Origin of the sequence: Aquincola sp. J276, from assembly GCF_024700035.1 — a bacterium.
GTDB lineage: Bacteria > Pseudomonadota > Gammaproteobacteria > Burkholderiales > Burkholderiaceae_C > Aquincola > Aquincola tertiaricarbonis.
The window spans coordinates 710,487-732,189 of record NZ_JAJONC010000001.1 but is presented as its reverse complement, the minus strand read 5'-3'; the positions used below and the strand labels follow the sequence as shown (position 1 = coordinate 732,189).

Here is a 21,703-nt window from a genome sequence, read left to right as displayed (position 1 = left end):
GCGATCTCCTGAACACATCGTGGTGCGCCAGCGTTGGCGCGGCACGAGACAAGGACGAAGGCGTCCCCCACACCCCGAGGCGAAGCCCGGGGCCTGTGAGGGACGCCTTTTTGTTTTGCCTTTCAGCCTGTCAGCATCGGGGACCACATGCCAGCCAAGGATCAGATCAACATGGGACGCCGCAACCTCGTCGCCGCCGCCGCAGCCACCACGGCCGCGGGCGTCGTGCCGGGCCTCAACACCGCCGTGTACGCGCAGGGCTCCGACAAGCCCGAGAAGGAGGAAGTGCGCATCGGCTTCATCCCGCTGACCGACTGCGCGTCGGTGGTGATGGCCTCGGTGCTGGGCTTCGACAAGAAGTACGGCGTGAAGATCATCCCCACCAAGGAAGCCTCCTGGGCGGGCGTGCGCGACAAGCTGGTCAACGGCGAGCTGGACATGGCGCATGTGCTGTACGGCCTGATCTACGGCGTGCACCTGGGCGTGGGGATGCCGGGCAACAAGGGCAAGGACATGGCCGTGCTCATGACCCTGAACAACAACGGCCAGGCCATCACGCTGTCGAAGAAGCTGGCCGACAAGGGCGCGGTGGACGGCGCCTCGCTGGCCAAGGCCATGGCGGCGGAAAAGCGCGACTACACCTTCGCGCAGACCTTCCCCACCGGCACCCACGCCATGTGGCTGTACTACTGGATGGCCAGCGTGGGCATCAACCCCATGAAGGACGCCAAGGTCATCACCGTGCCGCCGCCGCAGATGGTGGCCAACATGCGCGTGGGCAACATGGACGGCTACTGCGTGGGCGAGCCCTGGGGCCACCGCGCCATCATGGACGGCATCGGCATCACCGCCGTGACCACGCAGGACATCTGGAAGGACCACCCGGAGAAGGTGCTGGGCACCACCGGCGAGTTCACCAAGAAGTACCCCAACACCACCCGCGCGGTGATGATGGCCGTGCTGGAGGCCAGCCGCTGGATCGACGCCAGCCTGCAGAACAAGCTGAAGATGGCCGAGACCGTGGCCGACAAGAGCTACGTCAACACCAATGTCGACGCGATCAACCAGCGCATCCTGGGCCGCTACCAGGACGGCATGGGCAAGACCTGGGACGACCCCAACCACATGAAGTTCTTCAACGACGGCGCAGTGAACTTCCCGTACCTGTCGGACGGTATGTGGTTCCTCACCCAGCACAAGCGCTGGGGCCTGCTGCGCGAGCACCCGGACTACCTGGGCGTGGCCAGGCAGATCAACCAGGTCGACTTGTATAGGCAAGTGGCCAGCGCGATGAAGATCAGCGTGCCCAAGGACGCGATGCGCTCCAGCAAGCTGATCGACGGCGTGGTGTGGGATGGCAAGGAGCCGGCCAAGTACGCCGACGGCTTCAAGATCAAGGCCGCGTGAGCGGGCACCGAGGAAACATCATGGTCAGTGCCGTTTTCCATTCGCCTTCGGCGGAAGCCGCTCCTGCGGCGGCCACCCAGCCGCCATCCGCCCCGGCCCGCCCGCCGGCCCCGCCGCGCGCGCCGTTCGACTTCCGCGCGCTGTGGATGGCGGTGCTGCCGCCGGTGGTGGGCATCGCCCTGCTGGTGGGCGTGTGGGGCTTGCTCACCCAAGGCAGCACCACCTTTCCCACGCCGCTGGCCACCTTCGAGGCGGCGGTCAAGTTGTTCGCCGACCCGTTCTACAGCAACGGGCCCAACGACCAGGGCATCGGCTGGAACATCCTGTTCTCGCTGGAGCGGGTGGGCGTGGGCTTCGGCCTGGCGGCGCTGGTGGGCATTCCGCTGGGCTTTCTCATCGGCCGCTTCGAGTTCCTCAACCGCATGGTCAACCCGCTGATCAGCCTGCTGCGGCCGGTGTCGCCGCTGGCCTGGCTGCCCATCGGCCTGCTGGTGTTCAAGGCCGCCAACCCGGCCGCGATCTGGACCATCTTCATCTGCTCCATCTGGCCGATGGTGATCAACACCGCGGTGGGCGTGCAGCGGGTGCCGCAGGACTACCTGAACGTCGCTCGGGTGCTGGACCTGAGCGAGTGGAAGGTCGTCACCCGCATCCTGTTCCCGGCCGTGCTGCCGTACATGCTCACCGGCGTGCGGCTGTCGGTGGGCACCGCGTGGCTGGTGATCGTCGCGGCCGAGATGCTGACCGGCGGCGTGGGCATCGGCTTCTGGGTGTGGGACGAGTGGAACAACCTCAACGTGCAGCACATCCTGATCGCCATCTTCGTCATCGGCATCGTGGGCCTGCTGCTGGAGCAGCTGCTGATGGCGGTGGCCCGGCGCTTCTCCTTCGACCACTGACACCGGAGCCATCGCCATGACCGCATTCATCCAGGTGGAACAGGCCGAGATGGTCTTCGACACCCGCAAGGGCCGCTTCCACGCGCTGCGCGACATCAACCTGCAGGTCGCCCAGGGCGAATTCATCACGCTGATCGGCCATTCCGGTTGCGGCAAGAGCACGCTGCTGAACCTGATCGCCGGGCTGACCAAGCCCAGCGCCGGCGCGCTGATCTGCGACGGCCGCGAGATCGCCGCGCCGGGTCCGGAACGCGCGGTGGTGTTCCAGAACCATTCGCTGCTGCCCTGGCTGACCTGCCAGGAAAACGTGCACCTGGGCGTGGAGCGTGTGTTCGGCAGCCGCGAGACCAAGGCGCAGCTGCAGGCACGTGCCCAGGCAGCACTGGACTTGGTGGGCATGTCCCACGCCACGGCCAAGCGCCCGCACGAGATCAGCGGCGGCATGAAGCAGCGCGTGGGCATCGCCCGCGCGCTGGCGATGGAGCCCAAGGTGCTGCTGATGGACGAGCCCTTCGGCGCGCTGGACGCCCTCACCCGCGCCCACCTGCAGGACGAGCTGCTGAAGATCGTGGCCCGCACCCGCAGCACCGTGGTGATGGTGACGCACGACGTGGACGAGGCGGTGCTGCTGTCCGACCGCATCGTGATGATGACCAACGGCCCGGCCGCCACCATCGGCGAGATCCTGTCCATCGCCCTGCCGCGCCCGCGCGACCGGGTGGCGCTGGCCGAGAACGCGGAATACGTGCACTACCGCAAGCAGGTGCTGGACTTCCTGTACACGCGGCACGGCCACGTCGAGAAGGCTGCGGCCTGAAAACCGCGTCGCCTGCGCAAGTCCCCGATCCCTTGCTGGTTGGGGCACACAACGCTGGCACGCACGTTGCTTTCGGGTAGGTCGACACCTCGCGGTGTCTGTCTATCTCCTCAGCAGGGCACAGGAGCCCGTTTTGTCCAACCTCCCGCTTACCCGGGAGGTTTTTTTTCGCCCCGTGGCGGGGCGAGGCCGCACCCACTTTAGTGCGGCACGCCGCTCAATGCTTCTCGCGCGCGTGGTTGATCGTGTACTTCGGAATCTCGATCGTCACGTCGGTGGCCGCCAGGATGGCCTGGCAGGACAGGCGCGACTGCGGCTCCAGGCCCCAGGCGCGGTCCAGCAGGTCTTCCTCGCTCTCGTCGGGCTCGCCGAGCGAGGCATAGCCTTCACGCACCACCACGTGGCAGGTGGTGCAGGCGCAACTCATCTCGCAGGCGTGCTCGATCTCGATGCCGTTTTCCAGCAGCGCCTCGCACACCGAGGTGCCCGCGGGCGCCTCGATGGCGCGGCCTTCGGGGCAGAGTTCGGCGTGCGGCAGGATCTTGATGACGGGCATGGCGGTGGCGGTCTCGTTCTTCAGACGTCGTCGATGTTGCGGCCCGCCAGCGCCTGGCGGATGCCGCGGTTCATGCGCATGGCCGCAAAGGCTTCGGTGCCCTGGGCCAGCGCTTCCACGGCGGCGTCGATGTCGTGGTGGTGGTCCTGCGTGGCGATGTCGCGCACGCGCTGCATCAGGTGCTCGATCTCGGTGCGCTCGGCGCCGCTCAGCAGGTCGCCATCGGCGTCCAGCGCCGAGCGGGTGGCCAGCAGCATGCGGTCGGCCTCCACCCGCGATTCGCGCAGCGCGCGGGCGGCCATGTCGGTCTCGGCCTGCGCGAAGCCTTCGCTGAGCATGCGGGCGATGTCGTCGTCGGCCAGGCCGTAGCTGGGCTTGACGACGATGGCGGCTTCCACGCCCGAGTGCATCTCCTTGGCAGAGACGTTCAGCAGCCCGTCCGCATCCACCTCGAAGGTGACGCGGATGCGGGCCGCGCCAGCCACCATCGGCGGTATGCCGCGCAGCTCGAAGCGCGCCAGCGAGCGACAGTCGCTCACCAGTTCGCGCTCGCCCTGCACCACATGGATGGCCATGGCGGTCTGGCCGTCCTGGTAGGTGGTGAACTCCTGCGCCTTGGCAGTCGGGATGGTGCTGTTGCGCTCGATCACGCGCTCCACCAGGCCGCCCATGGTTTCCAGGCCCAGGGACAGCGGGATCACGTCCAGCAGCAGGATCTCGCCGTCCGGCGCATTGCCGGCCAGCTGGTTGGCCTGCAGCGCCGCGCCGATGGCCACCACTTCGTCGGGATTCACGTTGGTCAGCGGCTCGCGGCCGAAGGCCTCGGCCACCGCCGCACGCACCGATGGCATGCGGGTGGAGCCGCCCACCAGCACCACGCCCTGCACTTCGTCGCGCTGCACCCGGGCATCGCGCAGCACGCGCTTGACCGAGGCCAGCGTGCGGTCGATCAGCGGCCGGGTGAGCACGTCGAACTGCGCGCGGCTGACCTCCACCGCCAGCGGGCCGTCGGCCAGCGTGGCGGACAGCGTGGCCTGCGGTGCGTCGGTCAGGCGCTCCTTCGCGGCGCGGGCGGCCACCAGCAGCGCGCGCTTGTCCTGGGCGCTGGCGGCGCTGCGGCCGGCCTGCTGCAGCGCCCAGTCGGCCAGCGCGCCGTCGAAGTCGTCGCCGCCCAGGGCCGCGTCGCCGCCGGTGGCCACCACCTCGAACACGCCGCGGGCCAGCCGCAGCAGCGAGATGTCGAAGGTGCCGCCGCCCAGGTCGTACACCGCGTAGAGGCCTTCGCTGCCGTTGTCCAGGCCGTAGGCCACGGCGGCAGCAGTGGGCTCGTTGATGAGCCGCAGCACGTTCAGGCCGGCCAGCTGCGCCGCGTCCTTGGTGGCCTGGCGCTGGGCATCGTCGAAGTAGGCGGGTACGGTGATTACCGCGCCGAAGATCTCGTCGGCGTCGAAGGTGTCTTCCGCGCGCTGGCGCAGCGTGGCCAGGATCTCGGCCGACACCTCCACCGGCGACTTGATGCCGGCACGCGTCTCGAGGGCCACCATGCCCGGCTGGTCGACAAAGCGGTACGGCAGCTTGGCATGGCCCTCGATGTCGGACAGCGACCGGCCCATGAAGCGCTTGACGGAGACGATGGTGTTCTCCGGGTCCTCGGCCTGTGCGGCCAGCGCGGCGGCGCCGATCTGGCGGCCGTTGCCTTCGAGGTAGCGCACCGCCGAAGGCAGGATCGCGCGGCCCTGGCCGTCGGGCAGGCACTCGGCCACGCCGTGGCGCACGGCGGCCACCAGCGAATGCGTGGTGCCGAGGTCGATGCCCACTGCGATGCGACGCTGGTGCGGGTCGGGCGCCTGGCCCGGTTCGGAGATCTGGAGCAATGCCATAAGTGTTCTTATTGTCCCAAGCCGTCCACGCGGCGGTCGATGTCATCACGAAAGCGCGCGACGAACATGAGGGCTCTGACCCGCTGAGCGGCCTGCTTCGCAGCGGCCGCGTCGGCGTTCTCGGCCAGCAGCGTGTCGAGCTCGGCGATCAATGCCGCTTCGGCCTGCCGCACCTCGGCGTCCAGCGCCTCCACCGCAGCCACGTCGCGTGCGTCGTCCAGCGCTTCGCGCCACTCCATCTGCTGCATCAGGAAGGCCGCGGGCATGGCCGTGTTGTTCTCGGCCTCGATCGGCGCGCCGCGGAGCTCGCACAGGTAGGCGGCGCGCTGCAGCGGCTGCTTCAGCCGGCCATAGGCCTCGTTCACCCGCACCGACCACTGCATCGCCACGCGCTGCGCCGCGCCGCCCTCGGCGGCGAAGCGGTCGGGATGCACCTCGCCCTGCAGCCGGCGCCAGCGCTGGTCCAGGTCGGCCCGGTCGAGCGCAAAGCGCTGCGGCAGGCCGAACAGCGTGAAGTCGTCGTCGCCCAGGTTCATGCCGCCCTGCCCATCAGTTCACCCGCTTTCCGTAGAACACGCTCAGGCCATTGTCGGGATAGCCGCCGAACGGGCCGCGCCGCACATAGCCGCAGCGCTCGTACAGCCGCACCGCGGCATGCTGGTCGCTGCCGGTCTCGAGCAGTGCCTGCCCGATGCCCTCGGCCACCAGCACGTCTTCCAGCGCCTGCAGCAAGCGCTCGGCAAGCCGCCGGCCACGCAGTTCCGGATCCACGTACATGCGCTTGATCTCGCCATACGGCGCGCCCGCGGTTTCGGGCTCCGCCGGCATGCGACGCACTGCGCCGCAGCCCACGATGCGATCGCCCTGCCAGGCCGCCAGGAAGTGCACCTCCGGCGCCAGCAAGGCCTGCACGTCCAGGATGTGGTTGTCCTCCGGGGCATACAGGCTGGCCAGGTAGTCGTCGAGCGCGGCCAGCAGCGCCACCACCTGCGGATGGTCGGGGCGTGTGGGGCGGATGTGGATGTCGTTCACGGTCAAAAAAAAGCGCGGCCGATGACAGCCGCGCGCTCGTGGAAGCCAGGTATCAGACGCGGAACGACTCGCCACAGCCGCATCGATCCTTCTCGCGCGGGTTGTGGAACTTGAAGCCTTCGTTCAGGCCCTCGCGCACGAAGTCGAGTTCGGTGCCATCGATGTACGGCAGGCTCTTCGGGTCGATCAGCACCTTGACGCCATGGCCTTCGAAGACGATGTCTTCCGGCGCCATGTCGTCCGCGTACTCCAGCTTGTAGGCCAGGCCCGAGCAGCCGGTGGTCTTGACGCCGAGCCGCACGCCCACGCCCTTGCCGCGGCGGGCCAGGTACTTGGTGACGTGCCGCGCGGCGGCTTCGGTCAGCGTGACAGCCATCGTGCGCCCTTACTGCACTTTCTTGCGGTAGTCCTCGACGGCGGCCTTGATCGCGTCTTCCGCCAGGATCGAGCAATGGATCTTCACCGGCGGCAGCGCCAGCTCCTGCGCGATCTGGGTGTTCTTGATCGACATCGCCTCGTCCAGCGACTTGCCCTTCACCCATTCGGTGACCAGCGAGCTGGAAGCGATGGCCGAGCCGCAGCCGTAGGTCTTGAACTTGGCGTCCTCGATCAGGCCCGTGGCCGGGTTGACCTTGATCTGCAGCTTCATCACGTCGCCGCAGGCCGGGGCGCCCACCATGCCGGTGCCCACGGTGTCGTCACCCTTGTCGAAGCCGCCGACGTTGCGGGGGTTCTCGTAGTGGTCGATGACCTTTTCGCTGTATGCCATGTCGGTTCTCCTCAGGTTCTCAATGTGCGGACCACTGGATGGTGCTCAGGTCCACACCGTCCTTGAACATTTCCCACAGGGGGGACAGCTCGCGCAGCTTGGCCACGCGGTCCTTCAGCGTGGCCACCGCGTAGTCGATCTCTTCCTGCGTGGTGAAGCGGCCGATCGTCATGCGCAGGCTGGAGTGCGCCAGTTCGTCGCTGCGGCCGAGGGCGCGCAGCACGTAGCTGGGTTCCAGGCTGGCCGAGGTGCAGGCCGAGCCGGAGCTCACCGCCAGGCCCTTGACGCCCATGATCAGCGACTCGCCCTCCACGAAGTTGAACGAGATGTTCACGTTGTGGGGCACGCGCTTCTCGGGATGGCCGTTGAGGAAGGTCTGCTCGATGTCCTTCAGGCCGTTGATCAGCCGCTGCTGCAGCATGCGGATGCGTTCGTTCTCGGCACCCATCTCCTCGCGGGCGATGCGGTAGGCCTCGCCCATGCCGACGATCTGGTGGGTGGGCAGCGTGCCCGAGCGCATGCCGCGCTCATGGCCGCCACCGTGCATCTGCGCCTCGATGCGCACCCGCGGCTTGCGGCGCACGTACAGCGCGCCGATGCCCTTGGGGCCGTAGGTCTTGTGCGAGGCCAGGCTCATCAGGTCGATGGGCAGGCTGGCCAGGTCGATCTGGATCTTGCCGGTGGCCTGCGCTGCATCGACGTGGAAGATGATGCCCTTCTCGCGGCACAGGTTGCCGATGGCCGGGATGTCCTGGATGACGCCGATCTCGTTGTTGACGTACATCACCGAGACCAGGATGGTGTCGGGCCGCAGCGCGGCCTTGAACTTCTCCAGGTCCAGCATGCCGTCTTCCTCGACGTCGAGGTAGGTGGCGTCGAAGCCCTGGCGCTCCAGCTCGCGCACGGTGTCGAGCACGGCCTTGTGCTCGGTCTTCACCGTGATGATGTGCTTGCCGCGGGTCTTGTAGAAGTTGGCCGCGCCTTTGAGTGCCAGGTTGATCGACTCGGTGGCGCCCGAGGTCCACACGATCTCGCGCGGATCGGCACCCACCAGATCGGCCACCTGCTGGCGCGCCTTCTCGACCGCCTCTTCCGCTTCCCAGCCCCAGGCATGGCTGCGCGACGCCGGATTGCCGAAGTGCTCGCGCAGCCAGGGCACCATCGCGTCGACGACGCGCGGGTCGCACGGCGTCGTCGCGCCGTAGTCCATGTAGATCGGGAAATGCGGGGTCATGTCCATGGCGGGATGCTGGGCGGCCACCGCTTGCGCGGCCGGCCTGCCGGTTGGATCGTTGAAGTTGCTGGCTTACTTGGAGAAGGCGGAGCCGAGGGCGAACACCGAGTTCGGCGCCGTGACCTTGATCGGCTTGACCACCGGCACGCTGGAGATCGCGCGCTTGACCGGCGCTTCCTCGATCGACACGCCCTTGGCGATCTGGTCCTCGACCAGCTTCTTCAGGGTGATGGAGTCGAGGAACTCGATCATCTTGGTGTTCAGGCTGGCCCACAGGTCGTGGGTCATGCAGCGGCCTGAGTCGTCGCCCATGCAGTTCTCCTTGCCCGCGCAGCCGGTGGCATCGATCGGCTCGTCCACCGCGACGATGATGTCGGCCACGGTGATCTCGTCGGACTTGCGGCCGAGCGAATAACCGCCGCCCGGGCCGCGGGTGCTCTCGACCAGTTCATGCCGGCGCAGCTTGCCGAACAGCTGTTCGAGGTAGGACAGCGAGATCTGCTGGCGCTGGCTGATGGCCGCGAGTGCCACCGGGCCGTTGTTGGACCGCAGGGCCAGATCGATCATCGCGGTGACGGCAAAACGGCCTTTGGTGGTGAGACGCATGGATGACTCCTGTTGCTTCGGAAAACCTGCCGGCCGGGCTATCCGCCGGGCTGGGGGGCCTGACCTGGGATAACCCTCGACTGATTCCGAGTGGGTTACTCAAGTATATCGTAAGTTGAGTGTTTCGGTCGAGATTGCCGGCCGAAGTTCCGCAGGCGCCGTGCGCCCGCCGCGTCAGTTGCTGACGGGCGCCGCTTCCAGCCGCTGGCGGATGTGGGCCACCACGCCGTCGCAGCCGTGCTCGATGAGGTCGAGCACATGCTCGAAGCCGCCGGCCGGCCCGTAGTACGGATCGGGCACCCGGCCGTCGCCGCGCGGGCGCTGCGGGTCCGTGGCGTGCTCCAGCAACAGCACCAGTTCGGCGGTGGCGTCCTGCGGGCGCAGGCGGCGCAGGTCACGCAGGTTCTCGTCGTCCATCGCCAGGATGAGGTCGAAGCGGTGGAAGTCCTCGACCGTCACCTGCCGGGCACGCAGCGCCGACAGGCTGTAGCCGCGTTGCTGCGCATGCTTGACCGCCCGGGCATCCGGCTTCTGCCCCGCGTGGTAACCGCTGGTGCCGGCCGAATCCACCTGCACCACGTCGCCCAGGCCGGCGGCCGCCAGCTTGGCGCGCAGCACGCCCTCGGCGGTGGGCGATCGGCAGATGTTGCCCAGGCACACCATCAGCACCCGGTAGCGCACCGCGGCTTCATCGCGGCCGCGCTGGCCGAGCAATGCCTTGGCAAAGCGGATGACCATGCCGCGGCGCCCTCAGCCCTTGCCCACCAGCGGGATCACGTTGGTGTCGTGCCCCGCCGCGCCGAAGGCCTGCTCGCGCAGCACCGCCAGCTGGTCGCGCACCCGCGCCGCCTTCTCGAACTCGAGGTTGCGGGCGTGTTCCAGCATCTGCTTTTCCAGCAGCTTGATGCGCTTGCCCAGGTCCTTCTCGCTCATCGCCTCCACCTCGGCGGCGGCCTGCGCATTCTTCAGGTCGTCCTTGGCGGTCTTGTCGCTGACCACGCCGTCGATCAGCTCCCGCACCTTCTTGTTCAGGCTGCGCGGCGTGATGCCCATCGCCAGGTTGTGCGCGATCTGCTTGGCCCGGCGACGCTCGGTCTCGTCGATCGCCTTGCGCATCGATTCGGTGATGCGGTCGGCGTAAAGGATGGCGCGGCCATTGAGGTTGCGCGCCGCCCGGCCGATGGTCTGGATCAGGCTGCGCTCGGCCCGCAGGAAGCCTTCCTTGTCGGCGTCCAGGATGGCCACCAGCGACACCTCGGGAATGTCCAGGCCTTCGCGCAGCAGGTTGATGCCCACCAGCACGTCGAACACGCCCAGCCGCAGGTCGCGCAGGATCTCCACCCGCTCCACCGTGTCGATGTCGGAGTGCATGTAGCGCACCTTGACGCCGTTGTCGCTCAGGTAGTCGGTCAGCTGCTCGGCCATGCGCTTGGTCAGCGTGGTGATGAGCACCCGCTCGCCGATCACCACGCGGTCGCGGATCTCCTGCAGCACGTCGTCCACCTGCTGCTGCGCGGGCCGCACTTCCACCACCGGGTCGATCAGGCCGGTGGGGCGCACCAGCTGCTCCACCACCTGGCCGGCATGCTGCTGCTCGTAGGCCGCGGGCGTGGCCGAGACGAACACCGCCTGCCGCACCTTGCGCTCGAACTCGTCGAACTTCAGCGGCCGGTTGTCCATCGCGCTGGGCAGGCGGAAGCCGTAGTCCACCAGCGTGCTCTTGCGGGCGCGGTCGCCGTTGTACATGCCGCCAAACTGGCCGATCAGCACATGCGACTCGTCGAAGAACATCACCGCGTCCTTGGGCATGTAGTCCACCAGCGTGGGCGGCGGATCGCCCGGCGCGGCGCCCGACAGGTGGCGCGTGTAGTTCTCGATGCCCTTGCAGTGGCCCACCTCGGTGAGCATCTCCAGGTCGAAGCGGGTGCGCTGCTCCAGTCGCTGCGCCTCCACCAGCTTGCCCGCCTTGACCAGCTCGTCCAGCCGCCAGCGCAGCTCTTCCTTGATGCCCTCGATGGCGCGCAGCACGCTCTCGCGCGGCGTCACGTAGTGGCTCGACGGGTAGATGACGAAGCGCGGGATCTTCTGGCGGATGGCGCCGGTCAGCGGGTCGAACAGCGACAGCGACTCGATCTCGTCGTCGAACAGCTCCAGCCGGATCGCCAGCTCGGAGTGCTCGGCCGGGAACACGTCGATGCGGTCGCCGCGCACGCGGAAGCTGCCGCGCGAGAAGTCGGTCTCGTTGCGCTTGTACTGCATGCGGATCAGCTGCGCGATGGCGTCGCGCTGGCCGATCTTGTCGCCCACCCGCACGATGAAGCGCATCTGCGTGTAGTCCTCGGGCTTGCCGATGCCGTAGATGGCGCTCACGCTGGCCACGATCACCACGTCGCGCCGCTCCAGCACGCTCTTGGTGGCACTCAGGCGCATCTGCTCGATGTGCTCGTTGATCGAGCTGTCCTTCTCGATGAACAGGTCGCGCTGAGGCACGTAGGCCTCGGGCTGGTAGTAGTCGTAGTAGCTGACGAAGTACTCCACCGCGTTCTTCGGGAAGAACTCGCGGAACTCCGAATAGAGCTGCGCCGCCAGCGTCTTGTTGGGCGCGAACACGATGGCCGGGCGGCCCAGCCGCGCGATCACGTTGGCCATCGTGAAGGTCTTGCCCGAGCCGGTGACCCCGAGCAGGGTCTGGAACGCCAGGCCGTCGTTCACGCCTTCGACCAGCTGCTCGATCGCCTTCGGCTGGTCGCCGGCCGGCGGATACGGCTGGAAGAGCTGGAAAGGGGAGCCGGGATAACTGATGAACTCACCCGCCGCCGGGGTGGAGGCTTCGGTTTCCGCCAATGCGGTCATGGGCCATCTCCTAAAATGCCGGGTGCGGTACACGCCACACGGCCAACCCTGCAGGGTACAGCAGCAAGGCTTCGCACGATGCAGCCCGAAGAGATCGGGCCTTTTCAGGAAAACACAATGTCGCTCTTCGCCAAAGTAGAAATGGCCCCGCGGGACCCCATCCTGGGTCTGTCGGAACAGTTCAATGCTGACCCGAACCCGAACAAGGTCAACCTGGGCGTGGGCGTGTACTACGACGACAACGGCAAGCTGCCGCTGCTGGCCTGCGTGGCCCAGGCCGAGAAGCAGATGGTCGAGGCGCCCAAGGCCCGCGGCTACCTGCCCATCGACGGCATCGCCGCCTATGACAAGGCGGTGCAGGGCCTGGTGTTCGGCGCCGAGAGCGACGTGGTGAAGGCCGGCCGCGTGGCCACCGTGCAGGCCGTGGGCGGCACCGGCGGCCTGAAGATCGGCGCCGATTTCCTCAAGCGCCTGAACCCCGGCGCCAAGGTGCTGATCAGCGACCCGAGCTGGGAGAACCACCGCGCGCTGTTCACCAACGCGGGCTTTCCGGTCGACACCTATCCCTACTACGACGCCGAGCGCCGCGGCGTGGCCTTCGATGCGATGCTGGGCGCGCTCGACACCGCCGACGCGGGCACCATCGTCGTGCTGCATGCCTGCTGCCACAACCCCACCGGCTACGACATCACGCCGGCGCAATGGCAGCAGGTGATCGATGTGGTGAAGTCGCGCGGCCTGGTGCCGTTCCTGGACATGGCCTACCAGGGCTTCGGCCAGGGCATCGCCGAGGACGGCGCGGTGGTGCAGCAGTTCCTGGCGGCGGGCATCGACTTCTTCGTCTCCACCTCCTTCAGCAAGAGCTTCTCGCTGTACGGCGAGCGCGTGGGCGCGCTGTCGGTGGTGTGCGGCAGCGCCGAGGAAGCCGGCCGCGTGCTCAGCCAGCTGAAGATCGTGATCCGCACCAACTATTCCAACCCGCCGACGCACGGCGCGCAGGTGGTGGCCACGGTGCTGACCACGCCCGAGCTGCGCCGCATGTGGGAGGAAGAGCTGGCCGGCATGCGCGCACGCATCAAGCTGATGCGCACCGCGCTGGTCGACAAGCTCACCGCCGCCGGCTTCCAGGGCGACCTGAGCTACATCACCCGCCAGCAAGGCATGTTCAGCTACTCCGGCCTGAACAAGGACCAGATGGTGCGGCTGCGCGATGAATTCGGCGTCTATGGCGTCGATTCGGGCCGCATCTGCGTGGCCGCGCTGAACAGCCGCAACATCGACGCCGTGGCTTCGGCCATGGCCGCCGTGGCCTGAGGCCCGCGCACCATTCCGACACAGGCCCGGCTTGCCGGGCCTTTTTCGTGGGCGCGGGTTTTGCCGCAGGCGTGACAATGCGTGGATTGCAGTCCCACAGTCCGGATCTCACCGAGGTTGCTCCAGATGCTCTATCAGCTCTATGAATCGCAACGGGCGCTGCTGGCCCCGTTCTCCGAGTTCGCCAGCGCGTCGTCCAAGCTGTACGACCACCCACTGTCGCCCTTCACCCATACGCCGCTGGCGCACCGCATCTCCGCCGGCTTCGAACTGCTGCACCGGCTGTCCAAGGAATACGAGAAGCCGCCGTTCAACATCTCCTCGGTGACGGTGGCCGGCGCCGAAGTGGCCATCCAGGAGCAGGTGGCGGTCACCAAGCCCTTCTGCCGGCTGCTGCGCTTCAAGCGCTTCACCGACGAAGGCCCGGTGCTGGACCGCATGAAGGCCCAGCCGACCGTGCTGGTGGTGGCGCCGCTGTCGGGCCATCACTCCACGCTGCTGCGCGACACGGTGCGCAGCCTGCTGCAGGACCACAAGGTGTACATCACCGATTGGACCGACGCGCGCATGGTGCCGGCGGACGTGGGCCCGTTCCACCTGGACGACTACGTGGCCTACGTGCAGGAGTTCATCGAGTACATCGGCCCTGACGTGAACGTGATCTCGGTGTGCCAGCCCACGGTGCCGGTGCTGGCCGCGGTGTCGCTGCAGTCCACCCTGGGCCGCACCGTGCCGCGCACGATGACGATGATGGGCGGCCCCATCGACGCCCGCCGTTCGCCCACCGCGGTGAACAACCTGGCGATGAACAAGAGCTACGAGTGGTTCGAGAACAACGTGATCCACCGGGTGCCGGTGAACTATCCGGGCGCCGGCCGCCGGGTGTACCCGGGCTTCCTGCAGCACACCGGCTTCGTGGCGATGAACCCGGACCGCCACCTCACCTCGCACTACGACTTCTTCCTGGACCTGGTGCGCGGCGACGATGAAAGCGCCGAGAGCCACCGCGGCTTCTACGACGAGTACAACGCCGTGCTGGACCTGCCGGCCGAGTACTACCTGGAAACCATCAAGACGGTGTTCCAGGACTTCGCGCTGGTCAACGGCACCTGGCAGGTGCGCGGCCAGCTGGTGCGGCCGCAGGACATCACCGTGCCGGCGCTGCTGACCATCGAAGGCGAGCTGGACGACATCTCCGGTGCCGGCCAGACCCGCGCCGCACACGACCTGTGCACCGGCATCGGCAAGGAGCGGCAGTTCCATTACGACGTGATCGGCGCCGGGCACTACGGCATCTTCTCGGGCCGCCGCTGGCGCGAGAAGGTGTATCCCGAGGTGCGCGACTTCATCGCCCGCTTCGCCCCCAGCAGCGCTCCGGCGCTGCTCGGCGACGACCGCGTGCCGGCCGACGAGCCGGCGCGCCCGCCCGCGCGCAAGGCCGTTGCCCGCGCCCGCCGCAGCGCGGCCTGACAGACCCGGCCTCCGGCCCGGTGCCCCTGCGGCGCCGGGCCGGATAATCTTGCGGTGAGTACCCACCCACCCGCTGTCTTGTCCGACCTACCGTCCGCCGACGCGATCGACGCGCTGCTGCCGCAAACGCAGTGCACCCGCTGCGGCTATCCCGACTGCCGGCGCTATGCCGAGGCCATCGCTGCAGGCCAGGCCGACATCAACCGCTGCCCGCCCGGCGGCACCGAGGGCGTGCAGCGACTGGCCGCCCTCACCGGCCGCCCGGCCCTTCCGCTGGACCCGGCCTGCGGCCCCGAAGGCCCGCTGCTGCGCGCGGTGATCGACGAGGCCTGGTGCATCGGCTGCACCTTGTGCATCACCGCCTGCCCGGTGGACTGCATCGTGGGCGCGCCCAAGCAGATGCACACCGTGGTGGCCGAGCAGTGCACCGGCTGCGAGCTGTGCGTGCCCGCCTGCCCGGTGGACTGCATCTCGCTGGTCAGCGTGAGCGGCGATCGCACCGGCTGGTCCGCCTGGAGCATCGCGCAGGCCGAGGAGGCCCGCGAGCGCTACGCCTTCCACCAGCTGCGCACCGCACGTGCCGCGCGCGAGAACGAGGCCCGCCTGGCCGCCAAGGCGCAGGCCAAGCTGGCCGACCTGCCTGCCGCCAGCCGCCTGACGGATCCCGCTGCGCTGGACCGCAAGCGCGCGGTGATCGAGGCCGCCCTGGCCCGCGCCCGTCAACGCCAGCAGGGGCCCGACCGCGCATGAAGACCGCCGACATCGAACCCTTCTTCGCCACGCTGAAGGCCGCCAACCCCCAGCCCAACACCGAGCTGGAGTACACCAACACCTTCGAGCTGCTGGCCGCGGTGCTGCTGTCGGCGCAGGCCACCGACGTGGGCGTCAACAAGGCCACGCGGCGGCTGTTCCCGGTGGCCAACACGCCGCGCAAGATGCTGGCGCTGGGCCTGGAGCAGGTGACCGAATACATCCGCACCATCGGCCTGTTCCGCACCAAGGCGAAGAACCTGCTCGAGACCTGCCGGCTGCTGGTGGAGCAGCACGGCGGCCAGGTGCCGCGCACCCGCGAGGCGCTGGAGGCCCTGCCCGGCGTGGGCCGCAAGACGGCCAACGTGGTGCTGAACGTGGCCTTCGGCGAACCGACAGTGGCGGTGGACACGCACATCTTCCGCGTCAGCAACCGCACCGGGCTGGCGCCGGGCAAGACGCCGCTGGCGGTGGAGCTGAAGCTGCTGGCCCGGGTGCCGCCGCTGTACTTGCCGGATGCGCACCACTGGCTCATCCTGCACGGGCGCTACGTGTGCCAGGCGCGCCGGCCGCTGTGCGAGGCCTGCCAGGTGCGACCCTGGTGCGACTACGGCCGGACGCTGGACCGCCGGCTTGCCACGAAAGGTGCCCCATGTTGATCGACCGCGGCCTGTTGCACACCCTGGCCCTGCGCCTGGCCGACCGCGAGATCGATGCCCGCGGCTACCTGGAGCAGATGGCGCAGCTGATCACGCGCTGGGTGGGCTGCTCCCGCGCGGGCCTGTGGACCTTCGTCGACACCGACGACGGCCCGGCGCTGCACTGCGTGGCCATGGCCGATGCCGGCGTGCCGCACCGCAGCGGCGAGCTGCCCACCGACATCCTCAGCGCCGACCATCCGCAGTACTTCGCCACCCTGCTGGCCGAAGGCTGCGTGGTGGCCGACGATGCCCGCCACCATCCGGCCAGCGCCAGCTTCGCGGCCGAATACCTGGTGCCGCAGGACGTGCATTCGCTGCTGGACGTGTGCCATTCCGTCAACGGCGAGCTGTTCGGCGTGGTCACCTGCGAGCAGCTGGGCGCGCCCTGTACCTGGTCGGCCCGCCAGCTGCAGACGGTGCGGCAGCTCGTCAGCCGCGCCGGCCTCACGCTGCGCGAGGCGAGCCTGGCGATGGGGGTGGCGTACCGCCGTCCGCGGGAAGGCCGGGCATGGAACGACACGGATTGGGGATGACCAGCCGCTGCCCATAGGCCGGCGGCCGTGGCCAGTCGGCGGCGGTGAGCGGTTCTTGCTGCCGCACCAGGCGCAGCGCATTGATCCAGCCGGCATGCCCCACCACCAGGGCCGGCCCGGGCGGCAGCGCCTGCAGGAACGAGAGCACCCGCGCCCGCAGCGCCGCCACGGGCTCGCCACCGCCGGGCGGATGGTGCTCGAAGTCGGCCTCCCAGCCGGCGAAGTCGGCGGCGGACAGCCGCGACCACGGCAGGCCGTCCCAGCGGCCGAAGTCCAGCTCCAGCAGCCGGGCGTCCACCCGGTGCCGGTAGCCCAGGCGGGCCAGCGCACGGCCCACGTCGGCGCAGCGTTGCAGCGGCGAGGTATGCACCTCCCGTGGCAAGCCGTGTCGCAGCGCGGCCTGGTGCATCTGGCGCGCCAGTCGCCGGGCGCGGCGGGGGTCCAGCGGCAAATCGGTGCGGCCGATGCAGCGGCCCTCGGCGGCGCGTGGGCGTGGATGGCGCCAGATCCACAAGGTGTCGGCCGGCGCCTCGGGCGCGGCGTGCGGCTGCAGGCGGGAGCTCATGGCGCCCCGGCCGGCCAGGCGGAGGCCAGCGCCAGGTAGCCGGCCAGCTCGGTCCATTGCTGGGTGGCGCCCAGGCCGTCCCCCGTGTAGCCACCCAGCCGGCGCCGCAGCCAGCGGGCGCATACGGCCGCCACCGTCGCCATCGCGGCGGCCAGCGCGGCCACCCGCACCGGGGGCCAGCCCGCCGCCACCGCGCCGGTGGCCAGCAGCAGCGCCCAGGCCAGCCCCACCGCCAGGCTGGCGCCGCCCACCTGCTGGGCCAGCGGCTTGGCCTTGGCATGCGCCGGGTCGCCGCCGTAGGGCAGCACCACCAGCAGGACGACCGTCGCTGCGCGGGACAGGCCATGCGCCAGCACCATCGCCACGCCGGTGGCCAGCGGCCCGGCGGCAGCCAGCAGCGCGCACAGTGCCGCCGCCTTGAGCGCCAGTGTCAGCAGCAGGCCCAGCGCGCCATAGCTGCCCAGGCGCGAGTCCTTCATGATCTCCAGCGCGCGCTCACGGTCCACCGCGCCGCCCAGGCCGTCGCAGGTGTCGGCCAGGCCGTCTTCATGGAACCCGCCGGTGAGCCAGACGGTGGCCGCCATCGACAGCAGCACCGCGATGGCCGCGGGCGCCGGCCACAGCGCCGCGGCGGCGCACAGCACCAGCGCCCCGGCCACCCCCACCGCCGCGCCCACCAGCGGAAAGTGCCTGGCGCTGGCATGCAGCCAGGCCGGGTCGAAGCGGCCCTGCTGCAACGGGATGCGCACCGGCACCCGGGTGAGGAACTGCACCGCCACCAGCAGCAGCCGCCATTCGTGCACCAGCCGCTGCATGGCTTCAGCCTGCGCTGTCGGACACGCCGGCCGATTCGAAGCTGGCCATCTGGGTGAGCATCAGCGCCGCGGCCTCCACCAGCGGCCAGGCCAGCGCGGCGGCGGAGCCCTCGCCCAGCCGCATGTCCAGCGCCAGCAGCGGCTGCGCCTGCAGCGCGCGCAGCAGCGCGGCATGGCCGGCCTCGGCGCCGACATGGGCGAACACGCAGTAGTCGCGCACCGCCGGGGCCACGGCGCAGGCCACCAGCGCGGCCGCACCGACGATGAAGCCGTCCACCAGGATCAGCCGCCGCTCGTAGGCGGCCTGCAGCATGGCGCCCACCAGGCCGGCGATCTCGAAGCCGCCGAGCGCAGCCAGCAGCGCCAGCGGCTGGTGCAGCGCGGCATGGCGGGCCAGCGCCTCGGCCAGCAGCGCCCGCTTGCGGGCCACGCCGGCGGCGTCCAGGCCGGTGCCGCGGCCCACCGCGGCTTCCAGCGGCACGTCGGCCAGGCGGGCCAGCAGCATGGCGGCGCTGCTGGTGTTGCCGATGCCCATCTCGCCCAGCAGCACCGCGTTGCCGGGCAGGCCGCGCACCGCCTGCGCGCCGGCGGCCAGTGCGGCCTGGCACTGCGCATCGCTCATCGCGGGGCCCTGGCTGGCGTCGGCGGTGCCGGCCGCCACCTTGTGCAGCAGCAGGCCCGGGCGCGGCGCGAAGTCGTGCGCCACGCCGACATCCACCACCGTCACCGGCAGGCCGGCGCGGCGCGCGAACACGCTGACGGCGGCACCGCCGGCCAGCATGTTTTCCACCATCTGCCAGGTCACGTCCTGCGGATAGGCCGACACGCCGCGGCGGGCCAGGCCATGGTCGCCGGCAAAGACCAGCAGCTGCGGCGACTGCAGCACCGGCGCCTCGGTGCGCTGCACCAGGCCCAGCTGCAGCGCCAGCCGCTCTAGCTGGCCGAGCGCACCCAGCGGCTTGGTCTTGCGGTCGATGCGCTGCTGCAGCCGGGCGGCCAGCGCCGCGTCGGCGGTGGATTGCACGGTGGGAAGAAGGAAGGTGTCGCTCATGCGGTGTCGGGTGATGGGGTGAAGTTCGGCGGGTCCAGCAGGGACCGCAGCACGCCGGGCTGGAAGGCGGCGTCCACCGTGTCGGCCAGGCCGTCGAACACCGCGTCCAGCGGGCGCGGGCGGCGGCCGAACAGCGCCTGCAGCACGGCGGGGTTCTCCAGCAGCCCGTGCAGGTACAGCGCCAGCACGCTGCCGTGCTGCCAGCCCAGGCCTGGGGGGCCGGCCAGGGCGGGCTGCGGCGGCATGCCGCCCGGGCGTGGCAGCAACTGGCTGTCGCCCAGGTGGATCTCGTAGCCCTCGAAGCACAGCTGCGACAGCGGCGCCCACACGCCCTGCAGCAAACCGAAGCGGTAGCCACGGCGCTGCAGTTGCTTGGCAGGCTGGAAGCGGGTGGCCAGCGGCAGCACGCCCAGGCCGGCGGTGCTGCCCGGCTGGCCTCCTTCCAGGCCTTGCGGATCGTGCAGCTGCTCGCCCAGCACCTGCAGCCCGCCGCAGACGGCCAGCAGCGGGCGGCCGGCGGCGGCATGGGCCTGCACCAGCGCGGCCAGGCCCTGCGCCTGCAGCCATTGCGCATCCGCCCGGGTGTGCTTGCTGCCGGGCAGCACCAGCCAGTCCGCCGCGCGCAGCGTCTCGGCATCGCGGCTGAAGCTCACGGCCACGCCGGCCTGGCGCAGCGGCTCGAATTCGTCCAGGTTGCTGGCATGCGGCGTGGCCAGCACCACCACCCGCGGGCCGGTGGCGGCGGCATGGGCGGCGGGCACCGCGTCTTCCTCCGGCAGGCCATGGTCGTGCTGCATCGGCACCACCGCCACCGTGGGCACGCCGGTCAGCTGCTGCAGCTGCGCCGGCGCGGGGGCCAGCAGCGTGGCATCGCCCCGGAAGCGGTTGAGCACGAAGCCGCGCAGCTGGCGCGCCACCTGGGCGTCCATCAGCGCATGGGTGCCGTACAGGTGGGCGAAGGCACCGCCGCGGTCGATGTCGGCCACCAGCAGGCAGGCGGCCTCGGCGGCGCGCGCAGTGCGGGTGTTGACGTAGTCGCTGGTGGCCAGGTTGATCTCGGCTGGCGAGCCGGCGCCTTCGATCACCAGCACGTCCACTTCCTCGCGCAGCGACTGCAGCGCGGCCAGCGCGGCCGGCCACAGGTGCTGGCTGCGTTCGCGCCAGGGCATGGTGGTGAGCTCCGGCCGCACCTGGCCCATCAGCACCACCTGGCTGCGGGTGTCGGCCTCGGGCTTGAGCAGCACCGGGTTCATGCGCACGTCGGGCTCGGCACGGGCGGCCAGCGCCTGGAAGTACTGCGCGCTGCCGATTTCGCCGGCTGGCCGGCCCGCGGCCGCCGGCACCACCCGGGCATGGTTGCTCATGTTCTGCGCCTTGAAGGGCGCCACCTTCAGGCCCTGGCGTGCATACCAGCGGCACAGCGCCGTGGCCAGCCAGCTCTTGCCGGCACCGCTGGTGCAGCCCAGCACCATCACCGCGCGCGCCGGCCGTTTCATGCGCCGATGCCCCGCGCCAGCGCCACCGCGGCCGACAACGCCATCAGCAGCCCGGTGCACAGCGCCAGCGCGCGACCGGCGTGCCTGATCGCCTGCATGACGTGGGCGCTGCCGGGCTCCGGCGCGCCTGCATGGAGCGCATACACACCCGGCTTGCGCAGCCGCGCGCCCAGGGCCAGCGCCATCGCGGCCATCGGCCAGCCGCCGTTGGGCGACGGCGTGCGCCGCGCCTGCGCCGCCAGCTGCCGCCAGCGCAGGCCGCGCGGCAACAGCGCCCGGGCGGCCAGGCGGGCCGGCAGCCAGGCCAGCACGTCGTCGGCCCGCGCGGCGAACTTGCCGGCCCACTCCCAGCGGCCACGGTAGCCCCACATCGCATCGGCGGTGTTGGCATAGCGGAAGAGCACCGCGCCCGGCAGGCCGGCCAGCGCGAACCACAGCAGCGGCGCCACCACCGAATCGTTCAGGTTCTCGGCCAGGGTCTCGATGGCCGTCTCGCGCACCTCGGCCGGCTGCAGCCGGGTGGTGTCGCGGCTGGCCAGGCGGGCGATGCGGTCGCGACCGGCGTCGATGCCGCGGGCCAGCGCGCTGTCCACCGCGGCCACCTCCTCGCGCAACAGGCGCCAGCTCAGCATCGGCTTGAGCAGCAGCCCGGTGGCCAGGGCCGCCGCGGCCACGCCGGCGCCGCCTTGAGGCAGCAGCCAGCGGTGCAACGCCACCTCCAGCAGCACCGCCAGGCTCACCGCGGGCAGCGCGCCGGCCCACCAGGCCAGCACGCCGCCGGCCAGCGCACGGCGCGGCGGCAGATCCGGCAGCCGGCGGCCGGCCCAGCCCAGGTAGCGGCCGATCCACACCACCGGATGCCAGCGGGCCGGCGGCTCGCCGAACAGGCGGTCGGCCAGCAGCGCCACGGCGATGGCCAGCGGCGGCAGCAGGCAGGCGGCGGCGGGTGTCATGT

At 70.0% G+C, this 21,703-nt stretch carries 23 protein-coding genes; 8 read left to right on the top strand and 15 right to left on the bottom strand.

Going from position 1 to position 21,703, the window contains the following annotated elements:
• Positions 1 to 147 precede the first annotated feature (147 nt).
• From LRS14_RS03480 to LRS14_RS03470, 3 genes are read left to right on the top strand one after another with little or no spacing between them, the layout of a single operon-like run.
• On the top strand, positions 148 to 1,407 hold the full coding sequence (locus LRS14_RS03480) for a CmpA/NrtA family ABC transporter substrate-binding protein (RefSeq protein WP_257798604.1): 1,260 nt from the start codon (positions 148 to 150) through the stop codon (positions 1,405 to 1,407).
• 20 nt (positions 1,408 to 1,427) lie between these two features.
• Entirely contained in the window at positions 1,428 to 2,306 is an 879-nt protein-coding gene (gene ntrB / locus LRS14_RS03475) for a nitrate ABC transporter permease (protein WP_257798603.1), read from the top strand.
• A 16-nt stretch (positions 2,307 to 2,322) separates the two neighbouring features.
• Positions 2,323 to 3,123 (top strand): ABC transporter ATP-binding protein, encoded by an 801-nt coding sequence (locus LRS14_RS03470; protein WP_257798602.1) that lies wholly within the window; start codon positions 2,323 to 2,325, stop codon positions 3,121 to 3,123.
• Between the two features lie 217 nt (positions 3,124 to 3,340).
• Here LRS14_RS03470 and fdx read toward each other — a convergent pair whose 3' ends face one another.
• The 10 genes from fdx to uvrB form a co-directional block, all read right to left on the bottom strand.
• On the bottom strand, positions 3,341 to 3,679 hold the full coding sequence (gene fdx, locus LRS14_RS03465) for an ISC system 2Fe-2S type ferredoxin (protein WP_046115295.1): 339 nt from the start codon (positions 3,677 to 3,679) through the stop codon (positions 3,341 to 3,343).
• A 20-nt stretch (positions 3,680 to 3,699) separates the two neighbouring features.
• Positions 3,700 to 5,559 carry a Fe-S protein assembly chaperone HscA gene (hscA, locus tag LRS14_RS03460; protein ID WP_046115294.1) on the bottom strand — a complete coding sequence of 620 codons (1,860 nt, stop codon included), beginning with the start codon at positions 5,557 to 5,559 and terminating at the stop codon, positions 3,700 to 3,702.
• 8 nt (positions 5,560 to 5,567) lie between these two features.
• Positions 5,568 to 6,095, bottom strand: coding sequence for a Fe-S protein assembly co-chaperone HscB (gene hscB / locus LRS14_RS03455; protein ID WP_257798600.1), 528 nt, complete (start codon positions 6,093 to 6,095; stop codon positions 5,568 to 5,570).
• A gap of 13 nt (positions 6,096 to 6,108) precedes the next feature.
• Positions 6,109 to 6,591: a GNAT family N-acetyltransferase gene (locus LRS14_RS03450; protein ID WP_232315481.1), complete on the bottom strand. Its 483-nt coding sequence runs from the start codon at positions 6,589 to 6,591 to the stop codon at positions 6,109 to 6,111.
• Positions 6,592 to 6,643: 52 nt separating this feature from the next.
• Positions 6,644 to 6,967, bottom strand: a complete 324-nt coding sequence (iscA, locus tag LRS14_RS03445; RefSeq protein ID WP_046115292.1) for an iron-sulfur cluster assembly protein IscA — start codon at positions 6,965 to 6,967, stop codon at positions 6,644 to 6,646.
• 9 nt (positions 6,968 to 6,976) lie between these two features.
• Complete coding sequence (gene iscU / locus LRS14_RS03440; protein ID WP_046115291.1) at positions 6,977 to 7,360, bottom strand: Fe-S cluster assembly scaffold IscU; 384 nt, start codon at positions 7,358 to 7,360, stop codon at positions 6,977 to 6,979.
• Between the two features lie 19 nt (positions 7,361 to 7,379).
• Positions 7,380 to 8,594, bottom strand: a complete 1,215-nt coding sequence (locus tag LRS14_RS03435) for an IscS subfamily cysteine desulfurase (protein ID WP_404977570.1) — start codon at positions 8,592 to 8,594, stop codon at positions 7,380 to 7,382.
• Positions 8,595 to 8,666: 72 nt separating this feature from the next.
• Entirely contained in the window at positions 8,667 to 9,200 is a 534-nt protein-coding gene (gene iscR, locus LRS14_RS03430; protein WP_046115290.1) for a Fe-S cluster assembly transcriptional regulator IscR, read from the bottom strand.
• A gap of 174 nt (positions 9,201 to 9,374) precedes the next feature.
• Positions 9,375 to 9,863: a low molecular weight protein-tyrosine-phosphatase gene (locus tag LRS14_RS03425; protein ID WP_046115320.1), complete on the bottom strand. Its 489-nt coding sequence runs from the start codon at positions 9,861 to 9,863 to the stop codon at positions 9,375 to 9,377.
• A gap of 87 nt (positions 9,864 to 9,950) precedes the next feature.
• A complete protein-coding gene (uvrB, locus tag LRS14_RS03420; protein ID WP_046115289.1) occupies positions 9,951 to 12,053 on the bottom strand; it encodes an excinuclease ABC subunit UvrB in 2,103 nt (700 codons plus the stop codon).
• 117 nt (positions 12,054 to 12,170) lie between these two features.
• Here uvrB and LRS14_RS03415 point away from each other — a divergent pair, with 117 nt between their 5' ends.
• The 5 genes from LRS14_RS03415 (at position 12,171) to LRS14_RS03395 (ending at position 16,821) form a co-directional block, all read left to right on the top strand.
• On the top strand, positions 12,171 to 13,367 hold the full coding sequence (locus tag LRS14_RS03415; RefSeq protein ID WP_046115288.1) for an amino acid aminotransferase: 1,197 nt from the start codon (positions 12,171 to 12,173) through the stop codon (positions 13,365 to 13,367).
• 126 nt (positions 13,368 to 13,493) lie between these two features.
• A complete protein-coding gene (locus LRS14_RS03410; protein ID WP_257798597.1) occupies positions 13,494 to 14,837 on the top strand; it encodes a polyhydroxyalkanoate depolymerase in 1,344 nt (447 codons plus the stop codon).
• 78 nt (positions 14,838 to 14,915) lie between these two features.
• Complete coding sequence (gene rsxB / locus LRS14_RS03405; protein ID WP_257798596.1) at positions 14,916 to 15,587, top strand: electron transport complex subunit RsxB; 672 nt, start codon at positions 14,916 to 14,918, stop codon at positions 15,585 to 15,587.
• Positions 15,584 to 16,246, top strand: coding sequence for an endonuclease III (nth, locus tag LRS14_RS03400; RefSeq protein WP_257798595.1), 663 nt, complete (start codon positions 15,584 to 15,586; stop codon positions 16,244 to 16,246). The genes rsxB and nth overlap by 4 nt, the downstream gene beginning before the upstream one ends.
• Positions 16,240 to 16,821, top strand: coding sequence for a GAF domain-containing protein (locus LRS14_RS03395; RefSeq protein ID WP_046115285.1), 582 nt, complete (start codon positions 16,240 to 16,242; stop codon positions 16,819 to 16,821). The genes nth and LRS14_RS03395 overlap by 7 nt, the downstream gene beginning before the upstream one ends.
• Here the strand turns inward: LRS14_RS03395 and LRS14_RS03390 are convergent.
• Genes LRS14_RS03390 through cbiB form a run of 5 tightly spaced genes read right to left on the bottom strand, consistent with a single transcriptional unit; the run spans position 16,733 to position 21,701 of the window.
• Positions 16,733 to 17,386: a histidine phosphatase family protein gene (locus LRS14_RS03390; protein ID WP_257798594.1), complete on the bottom strand. Its 654-nt coding sequence runs from the start codon at positions 17,384 to 17,386 to the stop codon at positions 16,733 to 16,735. The two genes, LRS14_RS03395 and LRS14_RS03390, sit on opposite strands and share 89 nt — an antisense overlap.
• Complete coding sequence (locus LRS14_RS03385) at positions 17,383 to 18,201, bottom strand: adenosylcobinamide-GDP ribazoletransferase (protein ID WP_257798593.1); 819 nt, start codon at positions 18,199 to 18,201, stop codon at positions 17,383 to 17,385. Before LRS14_RS03385 ends, LRS14_RS03390 begins: the two co-directional genes overlap by 4 nt.
• Before the next feature lie 4 nt (positions 18,202 to 18,205).
• On the bottom strand, positions 18,206 to 19,252 hold the full coding sequence (gene cobT, locus LRS14_RS03380; RefSeq protein ID WP_257798592.1) for a nicotinate-nucleotide--dimethylbenzimidazole phosphoribosyltransferase: 1,047 nt from the start codon (positions 19,250 to 19,252) through the stop codon (positions 18,206 to 18,208).
• On the bottom strand, positions 19,249 to 20,748 hold the full coding sequence (locus LRS14_RS03375) for a cobyric acid synthase (RefSeq protein ID WP_257798591.1): 1,500 nt from the start codon (positions 20,746 to 20,748) through the stop codon (positions 19,249 to 19,251). Before LRS14_RS03375 ends, cobT begins: the two co-directional genes overlap by 4 nt.
• Entirely contained in the window at positions 20,745 to 21,701 is a 957-nt protein-coding gene (gene cbiB, locus LRS14_RS03370; RefSeq protein ID WP_257798590.1) for an adenosylcobinamide-phosphate synthase CbiB, read from the bottom strand. The genes LRS14_RS03375 and cbiB overlap by 4 nt, the downstream gene beginning before the upstream one ends.
• Positions 21,702 to 21,703 lie beyond the last annotated feature (2 nt).

Excerpts from the sequence above, each read along its gene's own strand:
- iscU (WP_046115291.1), bottom strand. The coding sequence starts at position 7,360 with ATGGCATACAGCGAAAAGGTCATCGACCACTACGAGAACCCCCGCAAC.
- iscA (WP_046115292.1), bottom strand. The coding sequence starts at position 6,967 with ATGGCTGTCACGCTGACCGAAGCCGCCGCGCGGCACGTCACCAAGTAC.
- hscB (WP_257798600.1), bottom strand. The coding sequence starts at position 6,095 with ATGAACCTGGGCGACGACGACTTCACGCTGTTCGGCCTGCCGCAGCGC.
- LRS14_RS03415 (WP_046115288.1), top strand. The coding sequence starts at position 12,171 with ATGTCGCTCTTCGCCAAAGTAGAAATGGCCCCGCGGGACCCCATCCTG.
- cbiB (WP_257798590.1), bottom strand. The coding sequence starts at position 21,701 with ATGACACCCGCCGCCGCCTGCCTGCTGCCGCCGCTGGCCATCGCCGTG.
- cobT (WP_257798592.1), bottom strand. The coding sequence starts at position 19,252 with ATGAGCGACACCTTCCTTCTTCCCACCGTGCAATCCACCGCCGACGCG.
- iscR (WP_046115290.1), bottom strand. The coding sequence starts at position 9,200 with ATGCGTCTCACCACCAAAGGCCGTTTTGCCGTCACCGCGATGATCGAT.
- LRS14_RS03385 (WP_257798593.1), bottom strand. The coding sequence starts at position 18,201 with ATGCAGCGGCTGGTGCACGAATGGCGGCTGCTGCTGGTGGCGGTGCAG.
- uvrB (WP_046115289.1), bottom strand. The coding sequence starts at position 12,053 with ATGACCGCATTGGCGGAAACCGAAGCCTCCACCCCGGCGGCGGGTGAG.
- LRS14_RS03470 (WP_257798602.1), top strand. The coding sequence starts at position 2,323 with ATGACCGCATTCATCCAGGTGGAACAGGCCGAGATGGTCTTCGACACC.
- LRS14_RS03410 (WP_257798597.1), top strand. The coding sequence starts at position 13,494 with ATGCTCTATCAGCTCTATGAATCGCAACGGGCGCTGCTGGCCCCGTTC.
- LRS14_RS03375 (WP_257798591.1), bottom strand. The coding sequence starts at position 20,748 with ATGAAACGGCCGGCGCGCGCGGTGATGGTGCTGGGCTGCACCAGCGGT.
- LRS14_RS03390 (WP_257798594.1), bottom strand. The coding sequence starts at position 17,386 with ATGAGCTCCCGCCTGCAGCCGCACGCCGCGCCCGAGGCGCCGGCCGAC.
- LRS14_RS03480 (WP_257798604.1), top strand. The coding sequence starts at position 148 with ATGCCAGCCAAGGATCAGATCAACATGGGACGCCGCAACCTCGTCGCC.
- LRS14_RS03435 (WP_404977570.1), bottom strand. The coding sequence starts at position 8,594 with ATGACCCCGCATTTCCCGATCTACATGGACTACGGCGCGACGACGCCG.
- fdx (WP_046115295.1), bottom strand. The coding sequence starts at position 3,679 with ATGCCCGTCATCAAGATCCTGCCGCACGCCGAACTCTGCCCCGAAGGC.
- nth (WP_257798595.1), top strand. The coding sequence starts at position 15,584 with ATGAAGACCGCCGACATCGAACCCTTCTTCGCCACGCTGAAGGCCGCC.
- hscA (WP_046115294.1), bottom strand. The coding sequence starts at position 5,559 with ATGGCATTGCTCCAGATCTCCGAACCGGGCCAGGCGCCCGACCCGCAC.
- LRS14_RS03425 (WP_046115320.1), bottom strand. The coding sequence starts at position 9,863 with ATGGTGTGCCTGGGCAACATCTGCCGATCGCCCACCGCCGAGGGCGTG.
- ntrB (WP_257798603.1), top strand. The coding sequence starts at position 1,428 with ATGGTCAGTGCCGTTTTCCATTCGCCTTCGGCGGAAGCCGCTCCTGCG.
- LRS14_RS03395 (WP_046115285.1), top strand. The coding sequence starts at position 16,240 with ATGTTGATCGACCGCGGCCTGTTGCACACCCTGGCCCTGCGCCTGGCC.